Here is a 26,793-nt window from a genome sequence, read left to right on the forward strand (position 1 = left end):
ACAAGTGTCAACGGCTATGCGGCAAAGAACGCCACTTCGCCGATGCCCCTTGTGCTTGTCGAGCCTAAACAGGCCTCTTCCACTTTTGCTTCATCCAGTTCCAGAGGCCAGGCTCTTGAGGTCACAAGTGTCAACGGCTATGCGGCAAAGAACGCCACTTCGCCGATGCCCCTTGTGCTTGTCGAGCCTAAACAGGCCTCGGGTTCACAGGATGTGAATCATGAATACGTGCCGCAGGAAGCGGCGTTTTTAGCATTCATTCTTACAAAAGTGGAAGTGCGCCAGTCCTTAGACCGGCCTCTTCCACTTTTGTCTGGTCGCTTCTCCTCCACGCAGGTGCCGGATGGATTTATGGTAGTGTAAAATATGTTCCACGCGGGCAGATAATTCTGGGTTTACGTTCGGCAGCCGCTCGGTTAAGTCTTTGTGGACGGTGCTTTTTGAGATACCAAATTCTTTGGCAATGTCCCGGACGGTTTTATTTGTTTCGACGATATGCTTGCCGGCCTTCAGCGCTCTTTCTTTGATGTATTCGCGCACGCACACGCCTCCTTCAACGGAAACGGGATGAGCGGTGTCGAATGGTGCGGCCACAGGTTTCATCGAATGAAAGTAGACCCATTTCTTTTTATTAACAATATGCGTATAGCCTGGGAAATATTCATTTCCATTCACTTATAGCTTTTCCATAGAGCGCAGATGGATTTAATAATTCGCCGTCTTTGGTCATTTCATAATGAACATGAACGCCGGCTGACTCATTTAAAATGCTTCGTCCGGCTTCACCAATTTCTTGTCCTTGGCTGACAGTGTCATTTTTTTTCACTTGAATGTCCGTGATCGATTGAAATGTGCTGATCGCGCCGTTTCCGTGATCAATCTCGATGTAATTGCCGAGAAATGCGTCTTCGCGGACATCCGTAACCGTTCCCGAAAGCGGTGCTGAGACAGCAAACGTTTTTCCGTTTTCAAGAACATAATCGACGCCCGTGCTTTCGTAATACGTGTCGTTAAATACAACAAGCGCATCTTCCTGATCTCCTGATTCCGCTTTTTCATCATAAAAAGCGGTTTTCGCGACTGCTTCTTCAACGGCTGGCATAATCATTTTTTCCGGCGCTCCGCTGCCATTGACGCTTTCCGCCTGTTCATTAAATACAGTCGCATCTTCCTGCTCATCCGGCTTCATCACTTCATAAAACATGAGACTCGAAATCAATAAAATAGCACAAGCAAGATAAATCGCAGGCAAAGCCCGCCGCTTCATAAAAAAGTCTTTCAGTTTTGGGGGGAGTGTTTTTTTGCCGCCCTCTTTCATGGTCATCACCTCAAAAACCATTTTGGACAGGCAGATGATTTTTTATACATCTGTGCCATAAAATTCCCCAAATCGTAAAAAAAACGCCACAAACGTGTCCGTTCGTATTGTAAGGAGGTGGTAAAATCAAAGAGGATGTGGAGGTGTGGTAGTGAAAAAAGGGATTCGGTTCTTATTGATGGCGCTGCCTGTTTTATATATGATTGCGATTTGGATCATGTCAGGGCTTCCGCACGATACAATTGTGGATTTGCCGAATAATACAGTGGATTTATTTGTGAAAGAATCGCTTCACCTTGTTGAATTTGCGATTTTGTATGGACTCATTGCGCTTGCATTTTTGGCCAATGACAAATTAACGCCTTTTGTCAGTCTTGCTGCAGCGGTTTTTGCGTCTTTTTATGGGCTGGCTGATGAAATTCATCAGGCTTTCGTTCCATACCGGTCTGCGACGTTAATTGATGCGATTAAAGATGTAACCGGTGTAATTATTGCTTTTCTGGCTGTTAAATATATGTATTTTGAACAAAAATCACGAGTTGGCCGCTGGATGGATGACTTTAGCGAATGGACACGTCCGCAATAAGAGCGGACGTGCTTTTCATTCTGTTTTCAGCGCTTCAGAAACGTTTGGACATCACCAATCACGGCTCCCGGGTAGTAATGGGCGGTAATGTCTTCATATTTTTTTCCTTCTTTTGCCATTCCATTTGCTCCATATTGGCTCATGCCGATGCCGTGTCCATATCCTTTTGTCGTGACGACAACATCTCCATCGCTTACCGTCATCTGAAAATCCGCAGAAGGAAGTCCGAGTGTTTCTCGTATGCTGCGGCCGGTAAATGACTTCCCATCAATGGTAATGGCTCCAATGCGGCCTCCCGTTGTTTTTTTAGTGATAGCACCCACACTACCTGATTCTGGAAGTGAAACACCCAGCTTTTCTTCGACTTCTTGTTTTGTCAAAACCACTTCTTGCTCAAAGTTTGGCGCAGCTGCATCCCACGGACTGGCGACGCTCACTAAATACGGCTCAGCTGACTGCCAGTATTCTTCCGCATTTTCTGTTTGCCCGTTGCCGGATGAAAAAAAAGCTGCTGTAATCGGCTTGCCGTTATATACGAGCACTTCACCTTCTGTTTCACGTGCGGCCGCTTCGATCTTGGTTTTGTTTGTCTCGAAATCTTCTCCCCACATCTCCTTCTGGTCTTCATCGTCTTTAAACACTTGGTCGTCCACCGTATCTGTCACATCCAGCCCTTTTAGCGTTTGTGTTAAAATAAATGTCCGCGCGGCAACCGCTTGTGCTTTTAACGCTTCTTTTTCAAAAGAAGCAGGCATTTCCGCCGCCACCACGCCTGCAACGTACTCTTCAAGCGGAACGGATTCTGTTTTTTGCGTATCCGATCGGACAACATCGACTGTCGGCTCCTGCACATCCGGTGTTGTTTTATTTTCTGTGAGTAATAGACCTGCGGCAGGGATAGCAATCGCAGCGATGATAATAAATAAAAATGTGTATAACGGCTTTTTCAACAAAATTCCCTCCTTGCTGTATAAAAAGGGATATGCCCGACTATACTGATTATGACTGAACGTAAAAAAACCGCCTGCACCTACAGACGGTTTTTGTAAAAAAATAAAATAAAGAATTAAGAAAGAATTCAGCTCTTCACCGCGACTGGTGTATCTGCTGTTTCCGTTACACGCTCAATATCTGCACCAAGCGCTGCAAGCTTGCCGTGGAAGTTTACATATCCGCGGTCAAGATGCTTTAATTCTGTGACACGTGTGTAGCCATCTGCAACAAGGCCGGCTAAGATAAGAGCTGCTGCAGCCCGTAAATCAGTTGCTGCAACTTCTGCACCCTGCAGGTCAGCTGGACCGTCAATAATAACCGAACGGCCTTCAATTTTTGCATTTGCGTTCATACGGCGGAATTCTTCCACGTGCATAAAACGATTTTCAAAAACAGTTTCCGTAATGACACCTGTTCCTTCAGCTTTCAGCATAAGTGCCATCATTTGTGACTGCATATCTGTTGGAAAACCAGGGTGAGGCATTGTTTTAATATCGACCGATTTCATCTTTTCAGGGCCGATGACACGAACGCCATTATCTTCTTCAATAATTTCAACACCCATTTCACGCATTTTAGCGATCAAAGATGACATATGTTCTGCAACAGCGCCTTCGACGAGAACGTTTCCGCCTGTAATCGCTGCGGCCGTCATGAATGTGCCTGCTTCAATACGGTCAGGAATGATGGCATGTTCTGCACCTCTTAAGACTTCAACACCTTCAATACGAATCGTTTCTGTTCCGGCACCGATTACTCTGCCGCCCATTTTGTTAATGAGGTTTGCAAGATCAACGATTTCCGGCTCTTTTGCCGCATTTTCAAGGATGGTTGTGCCTTCTGCAAGAGCAGCTGCTGTCATAATGTTTTCCGTTGCCCCTACACTTGGGAAATCTAAGTAAATTTTTGCGCCTTTTAAGCGGCCATTCGTTTCCGCCTCAATAAAGCCATTTTCAACACGTACATGGGCACCCATTGCCTCAAATCCTTTTAAATGCTGATCAATGGGACGTGAACCGATCGCGCATCCACCCGGCAATGCCACACGTGCTTTTCCGTTCCGTGCCAAAAGTGCACCCATAACTAAAACAGAGGCGCGCATTTTGCGAACGTATTCAAATGGAGCTTCAATTAAAAGTTCTTGTGTTGCATCAACTGTTACCGTATTGTTTTCAAACGTTACTTCACAATTTAAGTGGCGTAATACTTCATTAATCGTATATACATCGGATAAAGTAGGTACATCACGAATGACACACTTTCCTTCTCCTGCAAGCATGGTTGCTGCAATAACTGGCAGCACCGAGTTTTTTGCACCTTCAACTTTGACGGTACCGTTCAACTGACGGCCGCCGCGGACGATAATTTTGTCCAAACTGTTCCCCTCCGCGTCCTTTTCTATTATACATATTCAAATCAGTGGACTGACGTTCCAGCCCTGTCCAATGTCTTTTTCATAACTTCGACAAAACTTATTAAAGTTTACCATCCTAATCGCGCGTTTCACAAGTGAAATTTAGCACATTTTGTAGAGAATTTGTGAAATTATTCAAAAAACCACCTTTTTTTGTTTTCCCGTTTTATCAGGTAACAAACCCACAATGAATGTTTTTTCACAAAGTATCTCCATCAAATTTAAATGATTTTCCCAGAAAAGGCAAGTACGTCAGTGCACGACTTGAATTAAAACAGTAAGGGAAGCTGACGAGCCCATTGCAAATAGTTTAAAAAGAAGCTGCTGACCGCTGACCCGATGGCAATCGAAAGCAGCAGATAAAGCATACGCGCCTGTGCAACTTGATTTTTGCGAAAAAGCTGGTCGAGCCGGAGCGATTGTAATGCCCAAAACGATAAGCCAATGCAAAAAAGGCTGAGAATCATGCTGATCAATGCTTCTTGTCCAAATGATTCAATCACGTCATTTCTCCTTTTTTTATGTTGTGGTTGGTCACGAACATGTAAATTCGTTCACGCGCGTAGACTTTGGTCGCGAAACGAAGTCTAGTTATTCATTAAAAAAGAAAAAAGCTGCCCGATCGTCACAACCGATGGGCAGCATTTTTTATAGTTTGCCTTCGTATACATTAACGCGGTTAATCGCACGTTTCAAAGCTAGTTCGGCACGTTTAAAATCGATGTTTTCTTGTTGTTTGCTTTGCAATAGCTGCTCAGCACGCTGCTGAGCTTCTTTTGCACGGGCAACATCGATGTTCTCCGCTTTTTCAGCAGCTTGCGCTAATATCGTTACCTGATCCGGACGAACTTCGAGAAAGCCGCCGCTGATAGCGACCAATTCGGATTGCTTGCCGTCCGTAACCAACCGGACAGCGCCGATCTGCAAGGGAGCGACCATCGGGACGTGGCCGGCCATAATGCCGAGCTCACCGCTTTGTGCTTTCGCACTAACAAGTTCCACGTTCGTATCTACGACCGGACCGTCAGGAGTGACGATATTGACGTTAAATGTCTTCATAGCTAAACCTCCTGGTCCCTATATTAGGCGTTCGCACCCATTTCTTGTGCTTTTGCCACAACTTCTTCAATGCTGCCGACCAAACGGAATGCATCTTCAGGAAGATTGTCGTGTTTGCCGTCCAAAATTTCGCGGAATCCGCGTACTGTATCTTGTACTTGTACGTAAGATCCTTTTTGGCCTGTAAACTGCTCCGCCACGTGGAAGTTTTGTGAAAGGAAGAACTGAATACGGCGTGCGCGCGAAACCGTCAATTTATCATCCTCTGACAATTCATCCATACCAAGGATTGCAATAATATCCTGCAATTCTCTGTAACGCTGCAATGTCTGCTGTACAGAACGTGCGACGTTGTAATGCTCTTCTCCAACAATTGCCGGTGAAAGGGCACGTGACGTTGATGCAAGTGGATCTACCGCAGGGTAGATACCCATCTCAGAAAGTTTACGCTCAAGATTCGTTGTTGCATCCAAGTGAGCAAATGTTGTCGCTGGAGCCGGATCCGTATAATCATCGGCTGGGACATAAATTGCCTGGATTGATGTAACAGAACCTACGTTAGTTGATGTGATACGTTCCTGAAGCTGACCCATTTCTGTTGCCAATGTCGGCTGGTAACCTACCGCTGACGGAAGACGTCCAAGAAGGGCTGATACTTCAGAACCCGCTTGCGTGAAACGGAAGATATTATCGATAAAGAACAGTACATCCTGCCCTTGATCATCACGGAAATATTCAGCCATTGTCAAACCAGTTAAGGCAACACGCATACGTGCACCCGGCGGCTCATTCATTTGTCCGAATACCATCGCTGTTTTCGCGATAACACCGGAATCACTCATCTCGTGGAAAAGGTCATTCCCTTCACGAGTACGCTCTCCAACACCGGCAAATACAGAAATACCACCGTGTTCCTGCGCAATGTTGTTGATCAATTCCTGAATAAGTACTGTTTTCCCTACACCGGCACCGCCGAAGAGACCGATTTTACCACCTTTAATGTACGGGGCAAGAAGGTCAACAACTTTGATCCCTGTTTCCAAAATTTCAACTTCAGTTGAAAGCTGGTCGAATGTAGGCGCCAGGCGGTGAATCGCATCACGGCGGGCTCCTGCTTCGATTGGTGCTGCAAGATCAATGGGTTCACCAAGTACGTTAAATACACGACCAAGTGTGAGATCTCCAACTGGTACTGAAATCGCGCTTCCTGTATCCACTACTTCCTGGTTACGCTGAAGGCCATCCGTTGATGCCATTGCAATCGCACGTACAGAATCATCGCCAAGATGCGTAGCGACTTCGAGCGTAAGTTCAGAAGCTTTGCTGCCGGCTTCTGAGCCGATTTGAACTTTCAAGGCGTTGTAAATGGCTGGAAGCTGACCGTTTTCAAACTTAACGTCAACGACCGGACCCATGACTTGAAGAACGCGTCCTTTGTTCATCATTTTCCCTCCTGTTTTGTTCAATTGCATTTGAATTGTATAATGATCAAATGCTAATTTCGCGGCGTCAATCGCCATGTATTTGCGACCTGCTTCTTGTAGGTCATGGACAAAAACCGCCCGCTTTATGTTACTATTCGAGTGCGGCTGCCCCGCCGACAATTTCCGTAATTTCCTGGGTAATTGCTGCTTGACGCGCACGATTGTACTGAAGTGTTAATGCACGGATGAGCTCTTTGGCATTGTCGGTTGCACTTTGCATAGCCGTCATACGCGCCGCGTGCTCACTCGCTTTTCCGTCAAGAAGTGCTCCATAAATTAAGCTTTCTGCATATTGAGGAAGCAATACTTCAAGAATTTCTTCTGCGGAAGGTTCGAATTCATATGAAGAAAGGCGGCCGCCTGACGATTCGATATCCGTCAAAGGCAATACTTTTTTCATAGTAACGTCTTGCTGAATGGCATTGACGAAATGACTGTAGTACATATAAAGTTCATCATATGCGCCTTCGGAGAAAAGATCGACGGTTTTACGAACGATCTCTTTTACATCAGCGAAAGACGGTTGATCTGGAAGACCTGTGACGCTTTCAATAGCTTCAATGCCGCGCATGCGGAAAAAATCCCGGCCAACGCGTCCAAGCGCAATGACAACATACTCGTCTTTTGACGTATGACGCTCTTGAATTTGTTTGTAGACAGAACGTAAAATGCTGCTGTTATAAGCTCCCGCCAAACCGCGGTCCGATGTAATAACAAGGTACCCGGTTTTTTTAACGGGGCGGGAGACAAGCATCGGATGTGTTACATCTTTACTGCCGAGCGCGATTGACGCAACAACTTCCTGAATTTTATCCATATAAGGAACAAATGATTTTGCATTTGATTCCGCACGGCTCAATTTAGAAGCGGATACCATTTGCATGGCTTTCGTAATCTGACTCGTCTTTTTCGTCGATGTAATACGTGTTTGTATATCGCGTAACGATGCCACTTTCTCTCACCACCCTTTTTGTGTTTGATGACGCAGACAGGGCGGACGTCCGGTAGACGGTACCGCCCTCATGCTGCTCTTATTCGGATTTCACAAACGACTTTTTAAACTCGCTGATTGCTGCTTTCAATTCATCATCAGACGGAAGTTCTTTCGTTGTGCGAATATGATCGTACACATTTGTGTGGTTTTTATCGAGCCAGTGTAACAGTTCATCTTCGAAACGAGTGATATCTGAAACCGCAATATCGTCAAGGTGGCCGCGTGTCAATGCATAAAGAATGACAACCTGGCGCTCAACTTTAAGCGGTTTGTTTAAATCCTGCTTCAATACTTCAACTGTACGGGCACCACGGTTTAGCTTCGACTGCGTAATCGCATCAAGATCTGAACCGAACTGTGAAAATGCTTCAAGCTCACGATAAGCGGCAAGGTCAAGACGCAGTGTACCTGCTACCTTTTTCATCGCTTTAATTTGTGCGGAACCACCAACACGTGATACAGAAAGACCCGCATTGATCGCCGGACGTACACCGGAGAAGAACAAGTCAGACTGCAAGAAGATTTGTCCGTCTGTAATTGAGATAACATTCGTTGGAATGTAGGCGGAGATATCCCCTGCTTGTGTTTCAACGAATGGAAGTGCTGTAATCGAACCTGCACCAAGTGTATCATTCAATTTCGCTGCACGCTCAAGAAGGCGTGAATGCAAGTAGAATACGTCACCAGGATACGCTTCACGACCTGGAGGACGGCGAAGAAGAAGGGAAAGTTCACGATATGCAGCTGCTTGTTTTGAAAGATCATCATATACGATCAAAACGTGTTTGCCGTTAAACATGAATTCTTCTGCCATTGATACGCCTGTATAAGGCGCAAGGAACAACAATGGAGCTGGTGAAGATGCCGACGCTGTTACAACGATTGTGTAATCAAGCGCACCGTGTTTGCGAAGTGTTTCCACCGCATTACGGACTGTTGATTCTTTTTGGCCAATCGCAACATAGATACATACCATATCCTGGTCACGCTGGTTCAAGATTGTATCAATTGCAACTGTCGTTTTACCTGTTTGACGGTCACCAATGATTAATTCACGCTGTCCGCGGCCGATTGGCACGAGGGCGTCAATTGCTTTAATCCCAGTTTGCAACGGCTCATGAACCGATTTACGGGCCATAACGCCTGTTGCCGGGCTTTCGATTGGACGTGTTTTCGTTGTATTGACTGGACCAAGACCATCGACTGGCTGACCAAGTGAGTTTACAACGCGGCCGATTAGCTCTTCGCCAACCGGTACTTCCATGATGCGGCCTGTGCGGCGCACTTCATCGCCTTCTTTGATCCCAGTATAAGGACCAAGAATGATAATACCTACGTTGTTTTCTTCCAGGTTTTGAGCCATCCCCATGATGCCGTTAGAGAATTCAAGAAGCTCTCCCGCCATGACGTTGTCGAGGCCATGAGCACGTGCGATACCGTCCCCAACCTGGATGACAGTACCGACGTCGCTAACTGTAATGTCGGACTGGAAGTTTTCAATTTGCTTTTTTATCAGCGCACTGATTTCTTCAGCTTTGATGCTCATGCATGTCACCCCTCAGTTTCTTCAAGAAGCTTAAATGCTTCTATCTAAATTATAAATTTGTCGTTAATTGTTTTTCAAGACGGTTTAATTTGCCACGCAAAGTGCCGTCAAAAATGCGGTTGCCGATCCGGACTTTTAAGCCGCCCAGAAGATTCGGGTCCACAATGTTTTCAATGTTTAACGTCTGCTTGCCGACTTTACGGGAAAAAGTATGAGATACGCTCACTTTTTCTGCTTCTGTCAGTGGGCGCGTGGAAAAAACAGTGGCATCAGCTATGCCGCGTTCTTCATTAGAAAGCTTAATAAATTCCTCACATACAGCTACGATTTCATTGGCACGCCGGCGCTCAACAAGCAGCTTTAGCGTATTTAAAACGGTTACTGATGCGTGGGCAGCTAGTGTATTAACTAGGGCCTGCTTGTCTGCCACTGATAAGTTCGGCGATTCCAACAGTTTGGAAATTTCGCTATTTTCATCGATGACCTGTTTTATGACGCGCAGTTCCTGGTCATACTTCGCTACTTCGTTTTTTTCTTTTGCCAGTTCGAAAAGCGCGATCGCGTAGCGTTTTGCCGCTCCGGATTTACTCATCGCTCTTCCCCTGCCTCTTTAATGTACTCATTAATTAACTGTTCCTGATCTGCAGCTGAAAGATCTTTTTCAATCACTTTCGAGGCGATCATCACAGATAATGCAGCCACTTGCTCACGCAATGAGTTCATTGCGTTATCACGCTCTTGCGCAATTTCAAGCTTCGCGGATTCTTTCAAGCGTTCTGATTCTGCACGAGCAGCCGCAAGAATTTCTGTTTTTTGCTCTTCGCCGATTTTCTTGGCATTTTCAATTGTATTCTGTGCTTCAAGGCGGGCTGTTTTTACTTCCGCACGTGTTTGTTCTAATAATTGATTCGCTTCGACACGGCTTTTTTCAGCCGCTTCGATTTCCGATGCAATATGCTCTTCACGCTGAGTCATGATGCCCATTAATGGCGCCCAAGCAAACTTTTTCAGCAATGCGAGCAAGATGATAAACATGAGTAATTGGAAGATGATGTCGCCGCCATTAAAGCCGGCGCCCGCTCCAAGTACGTATGCGTTTGTCGTCACGATCATTTCACTCCCTTCAAGAGGTTCGTGTTCTTTCCTATTAAAAGAAAAAACATTCCAATAAACGGTTATTGCGATTTACACATAAAGGAATGGCGAAGGCTCCCATAAGAATGTGATCTTCGCCATAAATTTGTACTATGTCCAGCTATGACGGCCAGACTCTCGGGGTCATAAGTGTCACCGGCCATGTGGCAAAAAGCGCCACACATCCAATGCCCCTTATGCCTGTCGAGTCTGATCAGGCCGTCTCCGCATTTCTTATTGTCCTTGTACCATGAACGCGATTACTACGGCGATGATAGGAATCGCCTCTACTAGTGCTACCCCGATGAACATTGTTGTTTGGAGCATACCACGTGCTTCTGGCTGACGAGCCATACCTTCGACTGTTTTCGATACGATCAGACCGTTACCTACACCGGCACCAACGGCCGCTAAACCAATTGCAATTGCTGCTGCTAAAAGACCCATGTTAATTTTTCCTCCTTATTTTTGAAAACCTGATTTACTAAAATTTGTTTGTCCAATGGCTGAACAGGTAATTATATTAATGGTCATCGCTCACTTTATGTGAGATATAAACCATCGTTAACATAACAAAGATGAATGCCTGAATGGCACCAACGAAAACAGAGAAGCCCATCCATGCAAGTGTCGGAATGACAGCTGCCAGATGTCCGCCAACGCCTGTAGCAAGCGATCCTGCAAGTAGTGTAAGCAGAATCTCACCGGCAAAGATGTTACCATAAAGCCGGAGACCAAGTGTAAGCGTGTTGGCAAATTCCTCGATAATTTTCAGCGGGAACATAAACCACATCGGGCGGAAGAAATCCTTTCCGTATTCGGAAAAACCTTTCATGCGGATCGCATAATAATGAGACAAGCCCACTACCATTACGGCCAGCGTGAGTGTGACAACCGGATCGGCTGTCGGTGATTTCCACCATAAATAATCGTTATAAACAATCGCGAACGGAAGTCCGAGCATATTGGATACGAAAATGTACATAATCAGTGTGATTCCAAGAACATGGAATCGCCCGCCTGTCTTCCAGTCCATATTGCTTTTAACAATCCCTTTGACAAAGTCCATGACCCATTCAAAGAAGTTCTGTATTCCGGTCGGTTTCAATGCCAGCTTTCGTGTAGCGAGCACCGCGATCAGAAATACAATGACACTGGCTACTGTAATCATCAGCATGTTTGCCAGGTTGAACGTCAATGTCACCCCAAATATTTCAGGATGAATTAATGGAGACTTATGATCCAAATTATTTCACCTCTTTCCCGTTCGTGCGTTTTATAATATGTTGGATTCCAAAATCTATCATAATCACTGCATAAGCAGTCATTAATCCAATAACGGTGCTGATCAAATTGAATTGATCCGGGTTTTGGAGAGCGATCATGGCTGCAAGTGCTGCAGATCCCATCCTCAGAATTGTGCCAAGAGATGGAATCTTCCGTCCATCTTCCACTGCTTTGCTGAAGCGTTCAATTCTTCTTGCGATAATCCAGTGGTTGTAAAGACTGAGCGCAGTCCCTAAGATCAGTCCTGCATAAACAGCTTGAGCGGACGTAAATCCCCAGCCGATGACGAAGATGGCAAGCAGATAAAGCAAATATTTTCGCTGTCGTTTAATGGAATGCTGGAGTTCGGGCATTGATTGCTAGTCTCCTGAATTGAAATGTTGAATTGTCCGCAGCATGGCGTAAATTCCTGCCGAGAGGCCTCCCAGCAGTCCGATGATTAAAAAAAGAGGCACTGTATTGAAATGGTTGTCAAGCGCCAGACCTGCAAAAATACCGGCAATCATCGAGCCGGCGAGCTGAGCAAGTACAGCACTATAAAGCGCCATCGCCCTAAAAGGTCGGTTTTTCTGATTCCGGTTCATCACACACCTCAATCGTATGCTTGACGACATAAAAAAAACAGCGGCAAAAAAACGGTTACACTATGTATAAAACCCATTCTCCTTACCCTTTGTTAGCATACAATAGCCCTTTTTCAATGTCAATGTGTTGTGAACGAAAACCTCAGCAGCCAACACGGATATTTCACAAAATGCTCATACTTTTTCCATTTTTTCCGAACGTTCATTTCAAAATAGAAGAAGGTCGTCCGCAATTTTAGACGACCTTCTTCTATTTTTATTTCACTTCAAATCGCTCCGGCTTGTTCTTTGCCGCTTTAAAGTAATAGCGAATCGCGTCACAAATGCGGCGTGACGCTTCCCCATCACCATATGGATTCGATGCTTTCGACATTTTTTCGTAAGCAGTCTTATCTGTCAGAAGCTCGGAAGCAAGTGAATAAATCGTTTCTTCATCAGTACCGGCAAGTTTCAATGTTCCGGCGTCAATCCCCTCAGGACGTTCTGTAGTATCGCGCAAAACGAGAACCGGTACACCAAGTGACGGTGCTTCTTCCTGCACGCCCCCTGAATCCGTCAAGATAATGTGGGCACGCTCTGCAAAGTTATGAAAATCAATAACATCGAGCGGCTCAATTAAATGAATGCGTGGATCGTTGCCCAGAATCGAATCGGCTGTTTCACGAACGACTGGATTTAAATGAACCGGGTAGACAACTTGAATGTCATCATGATCTTCGACAAGACGCTTGATCGCGCGGAACATATTTTTCATCGGCTCGCCGAGATTTTCACGGCGGTGTGCGGTCATTAATACGAGACGGTCGGCGCCGAGCTTTTGCAGCACTTCATGTGTATACTCGTCTTTCACTGTCGTTTTTAATGCGTCAATCGCCGTGTTTCCTGTAACAAAAATCGCTTCCTGATTTTTATTTTCGTTCAACAGGTTTTGCTCAGATTGTGCTGTCGGTGAAAAATGAAGATCTGCCATCACACCTGTCAGCTGGCGGTTCATTTCTTCAGGGAACGGTGAGTATTTATTCCACGTACGAAGACCCGCTTCCACATGGCCAACCGCAATCTGGTTGTAAAATGCAGCAAGACCTGCAACAAATGTCGTTGTTGTGTCACCGTGAACAAGCACTATATCCGGCTTGACGTCTTTCATTATCTGGTCGAGCCCTTCAAGTCCACGCGTTGTTACATCGATCAACGTCTGACGGTCTTTCATAATATTCAAATCATAATCCGGTGTAATATTGAAAATATTGAGCACCTGGTCAAGCATTTGGCGGTGCTGTGCTGTTACGGTTACGATGGCTTCAAATTCTTCCGGACGTTTTTTTAATTCTAAAACGAGCGGTGCCATTTTAATCGCTTCCGGCCGCGTGCCGAAAATCGTCATTACTTTAATCGGGCGATCCATTCTCTCCACCTGCTTTTCTTTATTTGGTTCCGAATAACCGGTCGCCGGCATCACCAAGACCCGGAACGATGTAGCCTTTTTCGTTTAGCTTTTCATCCAGTGAAGCAATATAAATGTCCACATCCGGATGTGCTTCTTTTAATAAATCCACGCCTTCAGGAGCTGCAATCAGACACATAAATTTAATATTTTTCGCGCCGCGTTTTTTCAGGGAATTAATCGCTTCAATCGCAGAACCGCCTGTTGCAAGCATTGGATCGACAACGATGAAATCACGATCTTCCACATCCGTAGGAAGCTTCACATAGTATTCAACCGGCTGAAGCGTTTCCGGATCACGGTATAACCCGACATGACCCACTTTTGCAGCAGGAATGAGTTTAAGCACTCCGTCCACCATACCAATACCCGCGCGCAAAATTGGCACAATTCCTAACTTTTTGCCGGCCAGCACTTTTGCTTTTGCATCACAAACCGGTGTTTGAACCGTTACTTCTTCAAGCGGCAAATCGCGTGTAATTTCAAACGCCATTAATGTGGCTACTTCGTCTGTCAGATCACGGAAATCTTTTGTGCCAGTGTTTTTATCACGGATCATCGTCAATTTGTGCTGAATTAACGGATGATCAAATACATAAACTTTTCCCATCATTTTCACTCCTCATTTATACGCTCATGCAAAGCCAATCCTATTTTACTTGAAAAGCACAAGGCGGGCAACCGAATGAGAATTGGAATATTCTGCAGCATCGTGAAAAAAACTGCCGGCGCACGGCCGGCAGTTTTTTTTATGCTTCCTGGTAAAGTGCATAATTTGATGTTAAAGAAGCCACACGTTCAGCCGCTTCTTTCAACACCGCTTCATCTTCATGGTTTTTCAATGTTTTCGCAATGATTGATGCTACTTCATCCATTGCCGCAAGATCGAATCCACGTGATGTAACCGCTGCTGTACCGATACGGACACCACTTGTTACAAATGGGCTTTCCGGATCATATGGAATCGTATTTTTGTTTACAGTGATGCCGACTTCGTCCAATACGGCTTCCGCCACTTTACCTGTCAGGCCAAGTGAACGAAGGTCGATCAATAGAAGGTGATTGTCTGTTCCGCCTGACACGATGTCGATGCCTTCGTTTTTCAAGCCTTCAGCCAAACGGCTTGCATTATCGATCACGTTTTGCGCGTATACTTTAAAATCATCCTGAAGCGCTTCGCCAAATGCAATCGCTTTTGCAGCAATAACATGCATAAGCGGACCGCCCTGAATACCAGGGAAAATGGATTTATCGAATTTTTTGCCAAACTCTTCAGTTGACAAAATCATTCCGCCGCGTGGACCGCGAAGCGTTTTGTGTGTTGTTGTTGTCACAAAGTGCGCGTATGGAATTGGGCTTTGGTGAAGACCTGCAGCAACTAAACCAGCAATATGCGCCATGTCCACCATCAAGTAAGCGCCGACTTCATCCGCAATTTCACGGAACTTTGCGAAGTCGATTGCACGCGGGTATGCACTAGCACCTGCAACGATTAATTTCGGCTTGTGCTCAAGCGCTTTTTGACGAACATCTTCATAATCGATTAATTGCTCGTCTTTTGTGACACCATATTCAACAAAATTATATTGAACACCGCTGAAGTTAACGGGGCTTCCGTGTGTTAAGTGGCCGCCGTGAGATAAATTCATGCCAAGAACCGTGTCGCCTGTTTCTAAAACAGCAAAGTAAACACCCATGTTTGCCTGTGCACCTGAATGCGGCTGAACGTTTACATATTCTGCACCGAAAAGTTCTTTTGCACGATCGCGCGCCAAATCTTCCACAACGTCAACGTGCTCGCAGCCGCCGTAGTAGCGTTTGCCTGGATAGCCTTCTGCATATTTATTCGTTAAAACCGAACCTTGTGCTTCCATTACCGCTTCCGATACGAAGTTTTCTGACGCAATCAGCTCAATTTTCGTTTGCTGGCGCTTTAGTTCATCTTCAATTGCTGCAAATACAGCCGGGTCTTGCGCTTGAATTTTACTCATCGTTGTTCCCCTTCCCGATCTATAAAATAATGTATACGAATAGTTGTTAAAAAATCCTCTTTCATAATAACATGTTTTCCGAATCTTTCAACTGCATTTTATGCTTTTTTACGTCTTTTCCGTAAAAAAAGGGCTGTCTCCCACAAAAAAGACAGCAATTTCTTAACATTCAGGCCCATTCAAATCGCTTACATTCGTTTTTTCGTAAACAGCACGCGGACCGCCGATTAATTTCGGACGCGTTCTCGCCATTGTTACATGTGCTGCACCCACCGAGTTACCGGACGTACGAACCGGCACTGCCACGTGTTTTAAATGCATGCCAATAAACGTATCGCCAATGTCAATCCCGCCGTCTGCTTTGACAAATTCAACGAGCACGCAATCTTTTTGCCCGAATGCATATGCTGCCATGGCACCGCCAGCTGTCCGAACAGGTACAGCGGCCACTTCATCATAGCCGAATTTCTCAGCAGTTTGGCGCTCAAGCACAACCGCCCGGTTTAAATGCTCACAGCATTGAAAAGCCAGATGAACACCTGTTTTCTTTGCAAATGAATCGAGTACTTCATAAAGAGCAGCAGCTGTTTCATCCGTGCCGGCTGTACCGATCCGGCCTCCGGCGACTTCAGAAGTAGAACAGCCAACGATAAATAACTGTCCTTTCTTAAACTGCGCTTGCTCCTGCAGCTCCAAAAGAATTGTCTCTAACGCTTGCTGGAACGCAGTGGGCGCGTCCATCACAGCTCACTCTTTTCTTCATATTCCGCAATTTTTCCAATCCGTGTGGCATGGCGGCCTGCTTCAAAGTTCGTTGTCAGCCATGTTTGGGCAATTTCCCGTGCAAGCCCGGCTCCGATAACCCGCTCGCCCATCGCAATGATGTTTGTATCGTTATGCTGGCGGGTCAGTTTGGCGCTGTACACATCGTGAACAAGTGCGCAGCGAATGCCTTTCACTTTGTTTGCCGTAATCGACATGCCAATGCCTGTCCCACAAATTAAAATTCCCCGGTCAAATTCGCCTGCCGCTACTTTTTCTGCTACTGGGATGGCATAATCCGGATAATCAACAGATGTGGCACATTCACAGCCGAAATCTTCATATTCAATACCGAGTTCTTGCATTAATGTTTTAATCTCTTCGCGAATGTTCATGCCGCCGTGATCTGATGCAATTGCCACCTTCATGTTAAAACGCTCCTTTCAAGCTTTTCTGTTTTTATTTTCTCATATTTTACGCGAAAACTACAATTTGAAACGGGTAATAACTGACTTTAACGCGGCCGCATGCTCCTGCAATTTTTGGCTGATTCCGCCGATTTCGTGAATAACATCCGATTGTGTATGAGCGGCATGTGTGACTTCATTTGCACCGGCGGAGGCTTCTTCTGCGATCGCCGCCACTTCTTGAGATTGGCGTGTTGTTTGTTCGATTTTGCCCATCTGCTTGTCAACAAGACGCGAAATTTCTTCGACTTCTGCTGCCATACTGTTAATTTTTCCGCTAATGTGGCCAACCGCTTCTTGGGCGGATGCTCCTTTTTTAACGCCTTCTCCAGCCGCTTTCGCCTGATCGGTAATTTTACGGACGACATGATCAACTTCAAGCTGAATTTGCTTAACGAGAGCGGAAATGCTTTTTACCGCCGTGGCACTTTCATCTGCCAGCTTCCTTACTTCCTCTGCCACAACTGCAAATCCTTTTCCATGCTCTCCAGCACGCGCTGCTTCAATTGAGGCATTAAGCGCCAGTAAATTTGTCTGCGCGGCAATGTCGCCGACAAGGCTGATGACATTGCCCACCTTGCGCGCATTTTCTTCAAGTGCCCTTACCGCTTCGAGTGATTCTATATTGTCCGCAGCAAGTGTATCCATGCCGGAAATAAGGGATTGAAATGCTTGCCTGCTTATGTCCAATTCCTGTACCATACTGCCTGCTTTGTGAGCGGATTCCTTTGCTTTTTTCTGTACTGATCCTGCAATGTCCGCTACTTCCTCCATTGCTTCGGCTGTCGCCTGGACAGCGTGCGCCGAACTTTCCGCACCTCCAGCGATCTCCTCAGCCGTTTGCGCCATGCCGAGCGCCTGCTGTGCCGCCTGACTGCTAATCTCTGCGATATGCCCGACACTTTCATTTGTGACAGAAAAATTGCTTTCAATGCTTTGCACCATCGTCCGCAAATTGGTCAGCATATCATTAAATGCGACGCCGAGCGCCCTGATTTCATCGTCACTTTTCGGAAGTTCCACTTCATGTTCAATCCGCCCTGAAGCCGCCGCGTGAGCCGCTGATTCGAGCCGGACGATTGGGTTTACAAAATAGGAAGCAGCAAAATAAGCCAAAATCGCTGACCAAAGAATGCCAAGTGCCAGCGTCCCAATGGTAAAAACCATTTCGTTTATATGTGAAAAATAAGCCGGATATACGTAATACATAAATAATGCACTAAACGTATACGTTATGAGTGCAAGCAATGTAACGAGCACGACGAGTTTTTTTCGAATGCCAAATGAATATGATTTTTTCTCTCTCATTTCCGTGCCTTCTTTTCAAGCCATCTGCTTATGTAGTGGTCTAATTCTTCAAATGTCTTTCTGTATGCGGAATCCGGACCACCAAATGGGTCTGCCACGTCACCGTCTATTTCTTTTAGCAACGTTACTTTATCCCGAAAATGGGGAAAGTGAATGTCAATCAATTGTTTATGTGACGATGTCATCGTCAAAACCGAATCTGCCCAGTCAAGTAATTCTTCCGTTACTTGAGAAGAAGTATGATGATGCGGAATGCCTTTTTCGGCTAACACTGTGGTGGTTCCTTTCGAAGCCGGCTCACCTGGATGTGCATATAAACCTGCCGATTTTACTTGCCACTCCGGTTTCTTTTGACGCAAAATCGCTTCCGCCATCGGACTTCGGCATGTATTGCCTGTACACACAAACAAAATATTCATAAAAACCACCTTTGCATCCGTTTTCTTTCATTATAAAGGAACGGTTTACAGGAAAATAGTCCTTTTCGTGAAGAAAAGGACTTCCGCTAAACAAATATCCATTTTAAACCAATTAACAACAGAAGCACTCCCCCTGCCGCTTCACCCGCTTTCCCTGCGGCTGTACTGATCCGGCTGCTGAACATAAGACCGGCCATTGTCATACAAGAGGCACATACACCAAAGCTTATGACCGCTATCGACTTGTCCATCCCAAGCACACCGAGTGACAGCCCGGTTGAAAAGCTGTCCATGCTTACCCCAAACGCAAAAAGCACCATCCCAAGTCCTGCCGGCTTTTTTCGTTCCTCTTTTTTGAAAAAAGACAATACCATTTGCAGCCCGGTAAGCGCGAGCACTATACCGCCCGCCGAATAGAGGATATCACCAAATAGTCCGTGCAATTCACTGCCTGCTGTCATGCTGATCAATGGCAGTAAAATATGCATAATGCCGACCGCTGCACTTAACATCAGCTTGTCCAAAAGCCCCATGCGCCTCATTCCAACAGCCAGTGCTGCACCAAATGCATCTGCCGACAGCGCCAATGATAAAATAAAAATATCCATGCTTATTTATATGCTTTTTGATTTTTTCTATACACGTAATGGGGAGGAACAATGAATATGAGTGATGTTTTCGGCTTTCGCTTTTCAGATAAGAAAAAAATAAAGCAGGCTGCTCATGCAGCCTGCTTACTTCGTTTTAATCCATTTATCCCCTGCCGCTTTTTCCAATCTGTTCATAATGGCAGCTCCGACTCCTTCTGTCGGAAAAGCTTCCGCAACAATAACATCAACCGGCTGTTCATTAAACGACCGGAGCGCTCCATATAATTCTTTTGCGACAGAAGCTAAATCGCTTCGGCAACCGCATGTTATAACTGCTTCGGCTTTGTACATTGCAGCGCTTTCTGCTGCCGCAAGCACACCGACTTTTTTTCCTTCCGCACGCCACTCATCGACTTTTTCCTGAATCACGGCGGGCAGTCCTTCCATTATGTAAAGAGGCGCTTCAGGCGCATAATGCGCATATTTCATGCCTGGTGCTTTCGGAGTCTCTTCTTTTTGTTTTAGTGTCGTATCTGTATCTGTTTTTCCGGCTATCGCTTCAATATCGGCCTGCGTAATACCGCCCGGGCGCAGAACAACAGGATAGTCTCCTGTGCAATCGACAACGGTGGACTCAAGTCCGACTCCTGTTTCCCCGGCATCCAATACACCGGCGATACGCCCGTTTAAATCATCCAGCACGTGCTTTGCAGCTGTTGGGCTTGGCTTGCCGGAGCGGTTCGCGCTTGGCGCCGCGACCGGAACGCCCGATTCTTTAATAAGTGCCAGCGCCGCAGGATGATCCGGCATGCGAATCGCGACTGTATGGAGACCAGCCGTTACACGCTCGGACAAGACTCCTTCTTTTTTCGGCACAACGACAGTCAGTGGTCCCGGCCAAAACGCATTCATCAACAGATATGCGTATGTCGGAATCGAATGTGCCAATTTGTCCACGTCCGCCTGTTCCGCAATGTGGACAATTAGCGGATTATCGGATGGACGGCCTTTCGCTTGAAAAATTTTTTCCACAGCATTGTCTAATTTCGCTTGTCCACCCAGTCCATAAACCGTTTCTGTCGGAAAAGCAACCACGTCACCATTTCGAATAAGGTCGGCTGCTTCTTTTATATGTGGATAATGTTGATGAGTTATAACCGACTTATCCACAACCCAGTGTTTCGTCTCCATATTCGTCACCTTTACTTTTTTATTCACAAAATCTAATATAATCCTATTATTTTATATATAAATCCACTTTCTACTTCATTTGCAAACAAAGTTATTCACAATATGTGTATAACTCATCCGCTTCTGTGTATAACTGTGTGGATGATTGTGGATTTTTTGCAATTGTTGTACAAAGTGACTTGATATCATTTTTTGTGACAATGGCTTTATCATTCACCTTTATAGGATCTTCACTCTGCAGCTCTTCCCATAATTCGATGACCGCCCACTTGTATTCCGGTTTTTCCTCTTCTTCTTCTGGAAAACAAAACGATGGATACAGCAGGCACCACCAGTTATCTCCCTGTCCATCCCCAATGGTGATAACAAGTGATTCGTATTCACCTGGCGGATACACATAGCGGCCATACTGCTTAGCAGGAAATGCTTCTGTACCGAAAGAAACTTGTACGTTTTCGCCGGCCGCTTTTGACGCATTGCTTGTCACATCTTGTACATTTTCTGCGATCAGTACTCGTGCTTCTTCGCGTGACTGCGCTTTAGCAGCCCACTCTCCGATTTGAGCCGCCACCGCTAAATGAACGCGCTCTTTTCTTTCTTGCTCTGCTTTGCTATTATCATGCGCTACTACCCTTATACGGATCGCCTCATCCGGAATACCGCCTGCTGCCGGATCCGCCGGGGCAAAGTACATCATAAAGCAGGCAGCTGCTGCAAGTCCATATACATATAAAATAAGAATTTTTGTTTTCATTTTGTCATCCCTCCCGGCAATCAGTATCACCGGAACAGAACAATCTTAAACGTACAAAAATACCATTCTATCTTTTCCGTTAATATCATACACAATCTCTGTTTCCCTGTCTGGAAAAGACGCTTGAAATATCGCGGCCACGTCTTTTGTTTGGCCGGCGCCTGTCTCTACGCCCACCAGCCCGCCTTTTTTCACTACAAGTGGCAGCTGTTTTGCTAATTTTCGATATAAATCAAGACCGTCTTTTCCGCCAAATAAGGCCATATGCGGCTCGTAATCCACAACCACTGTGGACAATGTTTCTCGTTCATTCACAGGAATATATGGCGGATTGGATAGCAAAACATCTACAAACAATTCCCGCTCTATTAATGGCGCCGCCAAGTCGCCATGTAAAAAAATGATCTCCGCTCCAAGCACTGCGGCATTTTGAGCGGCTGTTTTGATTGCTTCCGCTGATAAATCAACTGCGTAGACATCTGCATCCGGTCTTTCCGCCTTCATCGTGACCGCAATGGCCCCGCTGCCGGTACCAATGTCAGCAATAACAGGATTTATCCTCGTTTTTATTTTTTGGAGTGCTTGATAGACGAGTTCTTCCGTTTCCGGGCGCGGAATGAGTACATCGCCGTTGACGATAAACGACCGCCCGTAAAAGTCTTCTGTGCCGATCAAATGCTGCACCGGCACTCCTTTTGCATGGTCTGTAACCATTTGTTGAAATTCAGCCGACTGCTCATCTGTCAACCGGTCATGCAGACGTGCCAGGAGATCAGAACGGCTCGTCTTTAACACATGCTTCATGACAAGTTCGCCTGCATTCGCGTCGCGGCCACGCTCCATTAAATAAGAAGAAGCCCACTTTAGGGCTTCGTATACTTTTTGTTCCATAGGTTAATCCTCCAGGTTTTCAAGACGGCTTGATTGATCTTCCACAATAAGCGCGTCGATCACTTCACCGACTTTTCCCTCGAGAATTTGATCCAGTTTTTGGATTGTTAACCCAATCCGGTGATCTGTGACACGGTTTTGCGGAAAATTATAGGTGCGAATCCGCTCAGAACGATCACCCGTCCCTACCGCTGATTTACGCACTGCATCGTATTCAGCCTGCGCTTCTTTTTGAAATTTGTCATAAATGCGCGCACGCAATACTTTCATCGCTTTTTCTTTATTTTTAATTTGCGATTTTTCATCTTGGCACGATACAACAATTCCTGTAGGCATATGAGTCAGGCGGACGGCAGACATCGTCGTATTAACCGATTGGCCGCCTGGGCCGCTTGACGTGAACGTATCAACCCGGATATCTTTGTCGTGAATGTCAATTTCAACTTCTTCTGTTTCAGGCAAAACAGCGACCGTCGCGGTTGATGTGTGAATCCGGCCGCCTGACTCCGTTTCCGGCACGCGCTGCACACGATGTGCCCCGTTTTCATATTTCAGCTTGGAATACGCACCGCGGCCGTTGATCATAAAAATGATTTCTTTATAGCCGCCGACACCCGTTGTACTCGCTTCAATGACATCGATTTTCCAGTTATTCGCTTCTGCATAGCGCGAATACATCCGGTACAAGTCACTGGCAAAAAGGGCGGCTTCATCGCCTCCGGCTGCGCCACGAATTTCCATAATGACATTTTTGTCGTCATTTGGATCTTTCGGGATCAACAAAATTTTCATCCGCGCTTCCAGATCAGCAAGTGTTTCTTCGAGCTCACTCATTTCTTCTTTCACCATTTCACGCATTTCTGCATCCAGCTTTTCTTCCAGCATTGCTTTCGCATCCGCATATTGTTCTTTTGCGTCTTTGTATTCGCGGTAAGCTTCAACCGTCCCTTGAATATCGGACTGTTCTTTTGAGTAATCACGCAGCCGCTTCGGATCGTTTACAATGTCCGGATCACTTAATAGTTCATTTAATTTATCATAACGGTCTTCCACCGCCTGCAGTCGGTCAAACATGCCGGTCACCTCTATCTTTTCCCCATAATGTTTTCATTATAGTATAGAGGTATTCACTTCGACAATCCCACTATCCTGTTTAAGTGAGCTCCATAAATAGTTTGATCGGATTTTCAAGCGTTTCTTTCAGGTCATTTAATGCATTTTGCGCTGCTGCACCGTCAATTAATCGGTGATCGTAGCTTAATGATAACGGCATAACCTGCCCAATGACAATTTCATTTCCCTTGATAACCGGCTGTTTCTCAATCATGCCAACACCTAAAATAGCAGTTTCTGGATGATGAATGACCGGTGTAAACCAACTGCCTTTTGCAGAGCCAATGTTGGAAATGGTACATGTTCCATCTTGCATATCTGCAGCCGTTAATTTACCGGTTCGGGCCTTCTCTGTTAACTCACCCAGTTCCTCCGCGATGCCCATAACTGATTTTTGATCACAGTCTTTTATGACAGGCACAAGAAGACCATCTTCTGTTTGAACGGCAATGCCAATATGATAAAAATATTTATACACTACTTCATCTGTTTCTTCACGAATCGATGCATTTAATATCCGATATTTTTTCAACATTTGCACAAATGCTTTTATAATAAACGGCAAATACGTGATTTTTTCAACGGCATTTTCATTCCATGAATGACGGACACGGACAAGTTCTGACACTTCTGCCTGACTAAAATGTGTTACGTGCGGAACGGTTTGCTTTGAATGTATCATGGCATTGGAAATCGCTTTTCGGGTAACAGACATTTTCTCCACTTCTATTCGACTATCTTGTGAAATAGGGAGTATGTGTGCCTCAGGTTTGTTTAAAATAGGGACAGATTGCTTTATGTGATTGTCAATATCGTCTGCCGTTATACGTCCATTGCCGCCCTGGCCCTGCACCTCATCAATCGTAACGCCTTTTGAGCGGGCGTATTTCCGAACAGAAGGTGTGGCAATGACACGGTGTTTTTGTTGTGATGTTTCTGCCTTTGTTTCGGCTGCCCGCTCTGCAAATCGCCGGACATCTGCTTCTGTCGGCCGTCCATTCGGTCCAGTCGGTGAAACGTCAGCTAAATTTACCCCGAGCTCCTTTGCGATTTTTCTTATACGCGGAGAGGCTTCAACAAAACTCTCATTCATTTTCTTTTTTGCTTCATCAATAGTTACAGGCTTTACCACCTCGATGTCAGCCAGCACATTCCCAACAGACGCTACCTCCCCCCTTGCGATACGGATGGCTGTTAAGAAGCCGTCTGCAGGTGCTTCAATTTCATTGACGGCTTTTGCGGTCTGTACTTCTACAAGCACATCTCCTTGCTTCACTTCATCCCCCACTGATTTATGCCAGAAAACAATGACACTTTCGTCATCTCTGTCTGATAATCGCGGGAGCTTTACAGGTGTTAAAGCAGCATTTGTCATAGCGCATCTCCCTCACTCATTCATTAACCGAATGACTTCATCATAAATACGTTCTGCACCCGGGAGTACAAACCGCTCTAAGTTTTTGTTGTATGGAATCGGTACATCAGGAATCGCAATACGGCGAATCGGCGCTTCAAGGTCATAGAGCGCACTTTCCGCTACACTCGCAGATACTTCAGCTGTCATTCCGTATGATAAATAATCTTCATCTACTACGACGAGTCGATGTGTTTTTTTCACGGATTCAATAATCGTATCCCGATCAAGCGGTGCAAGCGAGCGCAAATCAATGACTTCTGCATCAATTCCTTCTTCTTTCAGTTTTGCAGCTGCTTCAAGCGCATAGTGCATCGTCATTTGTAACCCGACGATGGTGACATCTTTTCCTTCCCGCACAACTTTTGCTTTTCCGAGCGGCACGATGTATTCTCCTTCCGGCACTTCGCCAACTGCCGCATCAAGCTGGTCCATCCATCCGAGCCCTTGAAGCGATTTGTGAAACATAAAGACAACCGGGTTGTCATCTCGTATTGCAGACGCCATCATTCCCTTTAAATCGTACGGTGTTGAGGGCGCGACGACTTTCATGCCCGGCAAGTGGGCAAATGTGGCATATAATGTCTGTGAGTGCTGTGCCGCATCGGAATAACCACCGCCTACTGCCGTCATCAATACCATCGGCAGCTTGACATTTCCGCCCGACATATAGGGGATTTTTGCCATGTGGTTGTAAATTTGGTCCATGCAAACACCGAAAAAGTCAACAAACATTAACTCAACAATCGGGCGCATCCCTTCTGCGGCCGCCCCGATGGCGGCTCCAATAAAAGCTGTTTCGGAGATAGGTGTATCGATGACGCGCTGTTCACCAAACTGGTCAATGAGCCCTTGTGTCGAACCGAAAATACCGCCGTATTTTCCGACATCTTCCCCAAGCACAAACACGTCCGCATTACGCTTCATTTCAATCGCAATTGCTTCCGCCATTGCCTTGTTTCCTGTCAGCATCCGCTGTTTTACTGTTGTCATCGCTCATCATTTCCTTTCGTCTAAATATGATTAAATAAAGACATCTTCAAGCGCTGATTCAATGGACGGCTCTTCACTTTCGCGCGCAAATCGATATGCATTTTCAACGTCTTGCTTTGCCCGCTTTTCCATTTCTTCAATCTCCTGTTCAGAAACAGAAAATTCATTCTGTAATATGGTTTTCCATTTAACAATTGGATCTTTCTCCCTCAATACCGGTACTTCATTTTTTTCACGATACATTTCCGGATCGCCTTGAAAGTGTCCGAGATAGCGATATGTTTCTATTTCAATGATTGTCGGCCCTTCTCCATTGCGTGCGCGTTTCACCGCTTCTTCAGAAACACGGTACATCTCCGCAGGATCATTATTTTTCACGTAAGCACCGGCGACATTTGAATAAGCGGCCGCCCGTTTATCATTTGATTCAATCGCAGTGGAAGCGTGCTTTGGAACAGAAATTCCATAATCATTATTTTCAACGACAATAATTAACGGAAGTTTCCAAAGACCCGCCATATTCAATGACTCATGAAACGCTCCCTGATTCGCAGCCCCTTCACCAATAAAGGAAACAGCCACCCAGTTTTTTTTCTTCATTTTTGCAGCTAGTGCGGCACCAACAGCGTGAGGAATGCCGGCACCGACAATACCACCGCATGAAAATTTCACAGATGGATCGAATAAATGCATATGACCGCCTTTTCCTTTTCCAAGACCCGTCACTTTTCCAAACATTTCCGCCGCCATTTTATCGAGGTTTACATTTTTAGCAATCGCATGATGATGCGGCCGATGCGGTGAGGTCACCGTGTCATCCGCCGTTAAATGAGCACAAATCCCAACAGCCGCTGGTTCCTGTCCTGTTGCTAAATGCATTTCACCTGGGACCGGTCCTGAGCCTATGTTAAATACCGGGCTTTTCCCTTCCCCATATGCCTGCTCCATTTCATCTTCAAAATGCCGGATTTTCACCATCGTTTCATACATCCATTTCGCTTGTTCAACAGGAATTGTCATAATAGAGCCCCCTTTTAACTATAATTGGATTCACCCT

At 45.7% G+C, this 26,793-nt stretch carries 32 protein-coding genes; 2 read left to right on the top strand and 30 right to left on the bottom strand.

The window, feature by feature from the left end; genetic code table 11:
- Positions 1-363 (top strand): hypothetical protein (locus tag NLX67_RS03520; RefSeq protein ID WP_254310418.1); only part of this gene is annotated, 363 nt, incomplete at its 5' end.
- Here the strand turns inward: NLX67_RS03520 and spoIIID are convergent.
- Complete coding sequence (gene spoIIID, locus NLX67_RS03525; protein ID WP_046179033.1) at positions 289-540, bottom strand: sporulation transcriptional regulator SpoIIID; 252 nt, start codon at positions 538-540, stop codon at positions 289-291. The genes NLX67_RS03520 and spoIIID overlap by 75 nt on opposite strands.
- Positions 541-661: 121 nt before the next feature.
- Positions 662-1,324, bottom strand: a complete 663-nt coding sequence (locus NLX67_RS03530; RefSeq protein WP_172645543.1) for a M23 family metallopeptidase — start codon at positions 1,322-1,324, stop codon at positions 662-664.
- A gap of 145 nt (positions 1,325-1,469) precedes the next feature.
- Here NLX67_RS03530 and NLX67_RS03535 point away from each other — a divergent pair, with 145 nt between their 5' ends.
- Complete coding sequence (locus NLX67_RS03535; protein ID WP_254310419.1) at positions 1,470-1,904, top strand: VanZ family protein; 435 nt, start codon at positions 1,470-1,472, stop codon at positions 1,902-1,904.
- 26 nt (positions 1,905-1,930) lie between these two features.
- Here the strand turns inward: NLX67_RS03535 and spoIID are convergent, their stop codons facing one another.
- The 28 genes from spoIID to NLX67_RS03675 all read right to left on the bottom strand — a co-directional run bounded on the left by spoIID (position 1,931) and on the right by NLX67_RS03675 (position 26,756).
- Entirely contained in the window at positions 1,931-2,860 is a 930-nt protein-coding gene (gene spoIID / locus NLX67_RS03540) for a stage II sporulation protein D (protein WP_254310497.1), read from the bottom strand.
- Between the two features lie 122 nt (positions 2,861-2,982).
- On the bottom strand, positions 2,983-4,272 hold the full coding sequence (gene murA, locus NLX67_RS03545; protein ID WP_254310420.1) for a UDP-N-acetylglucosamine 1-carboxyvinyltransferase: 1,290 nt from the start codon (positions 4,270-4,272) through the stop codon (positions 2,983-2,985).
- 308 nt (positions 4,273-4,580) lie between these two features.
- Positions 4,581-4,814 carry a DUF1146 family protein gene (locus NLX67_RS03550; protein WP_046179037.1) on the bottom strand — a complete coding sequence of 78 codons (234 nt, stop codon included), beginning with the start codon at positions 4,812-4,814 and terminating at the stop codon, positions 4,581-4,583.
- A 145-nt stretch (positions 4,815-4,959) separates the two neighbouring features.
- Positions 4,960-5,370 carry a F0F1 ATP synthase subunit epsilon gene (locus tag NLX67_RS03555; protein WP_046179038.1) on the bottom strand — a complete coding sequence of 137 codons (411 nt, stop codon included), beginning with the start codon at positions 5,368-5,370 and terminating at the stop codon, positions 4,960-4,962.
- A 23-nt stretch (positions 5,371-5,393) separates the two neighbouring features.
- Positions 5,394-6,812: a F0F1 ATP synthase subunit beta gene (atpD, locus tag NLX67_RS03560; protein ID WP_046179121.1), complete on the bottom strand. Its 1,419-nt coding sequence runs from the start codon at positions 6,810-6,812 to the stop codon at positions 5,394-5,396.
- A gap of 133 nt (positions 6,813-6,945) precedes the next feature.
- Positions 6,946-7,806, bottom strand: coding sequence for a F0F1 ATP synthase subunit gamma (locus NLX67_RS03565; protein ID WP_046179039.1), 861 nt, complete (start codon positions 7,804-7,806; stop codon positions 6,946-6,948).
- 79 nt (positions 7,807-7,885) lie between these two features.
- The gene (atpA, locus tag NLX67_RS03570) at positions 7,886-9,394 is read right to left on the bottom strand and encodes a F0F1 ATP synthase subunit alpha (protein ID WP_046179040.1); all 1,509 of its coding nucleotides are present in this window, start codon (positions 9,392-9,394) and stop codon (positions 7,886-7,888) included.
- Positions 9,395-9,443: 49 nt separating this feature from the next.
- Positions 9,444-9,986 (bottom strand): F0F1 ATP synthase subunit delta, encoded by a 543-nt coding sequence (locus tag NLX67_RS03575; RefSeq protein ID WP_046179041.1) that lies wholly within the window; start codon positions 9,984-9,986, stop codon positions 9,444-9,446.
- The gene (atpF, locus tag NLX67_RS03580) at positions 9,983-10,501 is read right to left on the bottom strand and encodes a F0F1 ATP synthase subunit B (RefSeq protein WP_254310421.1); all 519 of its coding nucleotides are present in this window, start codon (positions 10,499-10,501) and stop codon (positions 9,983-9,985) included. The genes NLX67_RS03575 and atpF overlap by 4 nt, the downstream gene beginning before the upstream one ends.
- A gap of 261 nt (positions 10,502-10,762) precedes the next feature.
- A complete protein-coding gene (atpE, locus tag NLX67_RS03585) occupies positions 10,763-10,975 on the bottom strand; it encodes a F0F1 ATP synthase subunit C (RefSeq protein WP_045852010.1) in 213 nt (70 codons plus the stop codon).
- Between the two features lie 76 nt (positions 10,976-11,051).
- Positions 11,052-11,774 (bottom strand): F0F1 ATP synthase subunit A, encoded by a 723-nt coding sequence (atpB, locus tag NLX67_RS03590; protein ID WP_046179042.1) that lies wholly within the window; start codon positions 11,772-11,774, stop codon positions 11,052-11,054.
- Position 11,775: 1 nt separating this feature from the next.
- Positions 11,776-12,168, bottom strand: coding sequence for an ATP synthase subunit I (locus NLX67_RS03595; protein WP_046179043.1), 393 nt, complete (start codon positions 12,166-12,168; stop codon positions 11,776-11,778).
- Positions 12,169-12,174: 6 nt separating this feature from the next.
- Positions 12,175-12,399 carry an AtpZ/AtpI family protein gene (locus tag NLX67_RS03600; RefSeq protein WP_046179044.1) on the bottom strand — a complete coding sequence of 75 codons (225 nt, stop codon included), beginning with the start codon at positions 12,397-12,399 and terminating at the stop codon, positions 12,175-12,177.
- Positions 12,400-12,655: 256 nt separating this feature from the next.
- Positions 12,656-13,804: a non-hydrolyzing UDP-N-acetylglucosamine 2-epimerase gene (gene wecB / locus NLX67_RS03605; protein WP_046179045.1), complete on the bottom strand. Its 1,149-nt coding sequence runs from the start codon at positions 13,802-13,804 to the stop codon at positions 12,656-12,658.
- A 19-nt stretch (positions 13,805-13,823) separates the two neighbouring features.
- Positions 13,824-14,453, bottom strand: a complete 630-nt coding sequence (gene upp, locus NLX67_RS03610; protein WP_046179046.1) for a uracil phosphoribosyltransferase — start codon at positions 14,451-14,453, stop codon at positions 13,824-13,826.
- A 139-nt stretch (positions 14,454-14,592) separates the two neighbouring features.
- Positions 14,593-15,834: a serine hydroxymethyltransferase gene (gene glyA, locus NLX67_RS03615; protein ID WP_046179047.1), complete on the bottom strand. Its 1,242-nt coding sequence runs from the start codon at positions 15,832-15,834 to the stop codon at positions 14,593-14,595.
- A 162-nt stretch (positions 15,835-15,996) separates the two neighbouring features.
- The gene (locus tag NLX67_RS03620; RefSeq protein WP_254310422.1) at positions 15,997-16,575 is read right to left on the bottom strand and encodes a TIGR01440 family protein; all 579 of its coding nucleotides are present in this window, start codon (positions 16,573-16,575) and stop codon (positions 15,997-15,999) included.
- The gene (gene rpiB, locus NLX67_RS03625) at positions 16,575-17,024 is read right to left on the bottom strand and encodes a ribose 5-phosphate isomerase B (protein ID WP_046179049.1); all 450 of its coding nucleotides are present in this window, start codon (positions 17,022-17,024) and stop codon (positions 16,575-16,577) included. Before rpiB ends, NLX67_RS03620 begins: the two co-directional genes overlap by 1 nt.
- A gap of 57 nt (positions 17,025-17,081) precedes the next feature.
- Positions 17,082-18,371 (bottom strand): methyl-accepting chemotaxis protein, encoded by a 1,290-nt coding sequence (locus tag NLX67_RS03630; protein WP_254310423.1) that lies wholly within the window; start codon positions 18,369-18,371, stop codon positions 17,082-17,084.
- Entirely contained in the window at positions 18,368-18,790 is a 423-nt protein-coding gene (locus NLX67_RS03635) for a low molecular weight protein arginine phosphatase (RefSeq protein ID WP_254310424.1), read from the bottom strand. Before NLX67_RS03635 ends, NLX67_RS03630 begins: the two co-directional genes overlap by 4 nt.
- Before the next feature lie 86 nt (positions 18,791-18,876).
- Complete coding sequence (locus NLX67_RS03640; protein WP_254310425.1) at positions 18,877-19,398, bottom strand: manganese efflux pump MntP; 522 nt, start codon at positions 19,396-19,398, stop codon at positions 18,877-18,879.
- Between the two features lie 126 nt (positions 19,399-19,524).
- Positions 19,525-20,571, bottom strand: coding sequence for an L-threonylcarbamoyladenylate synthase (locus tag NLX67_RS03645; RefSeq protein WP_254310426.1), 1,047 nt, complete (start codon positions 20,569-20,571; stop codon positions 19,525-19,527).
- Between the two features lie 91 nt (positions 20,572-20,662).
- A complete protein-coding gene (locus NLX67_RS03650) occupies positions 20,663-21,325 on the bottom strand; it encodes a stage II sporulation protein R (RefSeq protein ID WP_254310427.1) in 663 nt (220 codons plus the stop codon).
- Between the two features lie 45 nt (positions 21,326-21,370).
- Positions 21,371-22,216 (bottom strand): peptide chain release factor N(5)-glutamine methyltransferase, encoded by an 846-nt coding sequence (gene prmC / locus NLX67_RS03655; protein WP_254310429.1) that lies wholly within the window; start codon positions 22,214-22,216, stop codon positions 21,371-21,373.
- A gap of 3 nt (positions 22,217-22,219) precedes the next feature.
- Positions 22,220-23,290 carry a peptide chain release factor 1 gene (prfA, locus tag NLX67_RS03660; RefSeq protein ID WP_254310431.1) on the bottom strand — a complete coding sequence of 357 codons (1,071 nt, stop codon included), beginning with the start codon at positions 23,288-23,290 and terminating at the stop codon, positions 22,220-22,222.
- Positions 23,291-23,369: 79 nt separating this feature from the next.
- The gene (locus NLX67_RS03665; protein ID WP_254310432.1) at positions 23,370-24,704 is read right to left on the bottom strand and encodes a dihydrolipoamide acetyltransferase family protein; all 1,335 of its coding nucleotides are present in this window, start codon (positions 24,702-24,704) and stop codon (positions 23,370-23,372) included.
- 12 nt (positions 24,705-24,716) lie between these two features.
- Positions 24,717-25,736, bottom strand: a complete 1,020-nt coding sequence (locus tag NLX67_RS03670) for an alpha-ketoacid dehydrogenase subunit beta (protein ID WP_254310433.1) — start codon at positions 25,734-25,736, stop codon at positions 24,717-24,719.
- A 30-nt stretch (positions 25,737-25,766) separates the two neighbouring features.
- A complete protein-coding gene (locus NLX67_RS03675; RefSeq protein ID WP_254310434.1) occupies positions 25,767-26,756 on the bottom strand; it encodes a thiamine pyrophosphate-dependent dehydrogenase E1 component subunit alpha in 990 nt (329 codons plus the stop codon).
- Positions 26,757-26,793 lie beyond the last annotated feature (37 nt).

This window comes from Domibacillus sp. A3M-37 (genome assembly GCF_024213455.1).
GTDB lineage: Bacteria > Bacillota > Bacilli > Bacillales > Domibacillaceae > Domibacillus > Domibacillus tundrae.